2 protein-coding genes are annotated in these 1,110 nt (G+C 50.3%); both read left to right on the forward strand.

Going from position 1 to position 1,110, the window contains the following annotated elements; all coding sequences use genetic code 11:
• Window positions 1–745: hypothetical protein (locus PsAD37_RS17045; protein ID WP_063297181.1), on the forward strand; the 745-nt coding region annotated here is incomplete at its 5' end.
• Between the two features lie 45 nt (window positions 746–790).
• On the forward strand, window positions 791–1,110 hold a 320-nt coding region (locus PsAD37_RS17050; protein WP_084407909.1), incomplete at its 3' end, for a hypothetical protein.

The raw sequence follows: 1,110 nt of genomic DNA on the forward strand, positions 1-1,110 counted from the left end.
GAGCCTGACACAAAGCCTGAAAGAGGTGGTTCAATCCACCACAGCTCTGACTCAAGCCGTCCAGAAAACCTACTCGCAGCACAATACTGAGATCCAAAAAATCCTGAATATCGCCCCAGAGCTTCAGCGGACTTTCTACGTGGATGCTGTGAATGGTGACAACAGCAATGATGGCTCTCAGGATGCGCCACTTAGAACTCTACGCAAGGCTGCTGACCGGGTGCCGCGCCATGGCAGAGGTCATCTTCATCTTCTGAGTGATTATCATATGACCGAGGCAGTTTATGCCAGAGACTGTTATATCAATGTTTACGGCGATGAAACCGTACATCGCAGGGTTACCTTTGGAAGCTATCTCCATGCGAGTGATGGCCAAGAGAGCCGTGCATTACATGGTTTCAGATGGGTAGGATCAAGTTACTTTAATTTTTGTTATCTGGATCTCAGACTGCCCGTTGTTGTTACTGATCAGGTCGGAGTTTCTTCAAGCACTTATTCCGCCATCGTCTCTTGTGCCACTTCTGCCAACACTGGCAATCAGGGGGTGACATTCAGATACGGCAATATCCACATCCCTACGGAAGAGGAAGGTGCTCCTGCTGGTCATGTACTCGGACCTGCTGGGCCGGTTGCCGTTTTCTTCTCAAACATAACGGCCTCTGGCGCTGGTCTGAAAAAGCGTATCAGCCGAAATGATCGTGCAGGCTCTTATGTGATGAACATCACCCTTGATGAACTTCCATAGACTTTAGCTAATCTCCCTTTTGACCTGATTTCATAGGACTGAATTATGCCAAATGTAAACGAGCAGACCGACAACCTGAGCCTGAAACATGACGGCAAAACCTATATTGCCTGGAGCGAGGCGGACTTGAAAGCGGCTGGTGTGCCACAGGCTACCATTGATGAAGCCCAAAAAGGTGCCCGTCTCACAACCATCAAAGCAGAATGCCGCAAGCGTATTTATGCCCGCGCCAGCGCTGAGACCCAGATGAATATGGCAACGGCTGCTGCTGCCATTGCTGGCAAAGCCGTTGCTGATCGAAGTGCTGATGAGGTCACGCTTTTGACCAGCACAAAGGCTGCACTGGATTGGGTGGGTGCTATGCG

The sequence above is a fragment of the Pseudovibrio sp. Ad37 genome, assembly GCF_001623075.1.
Lineage (GTDB): Bacteria > Pseudomonadota > Alphaproteobacteria > Rhizobiales > Stappiaceae > Pseudovibrio.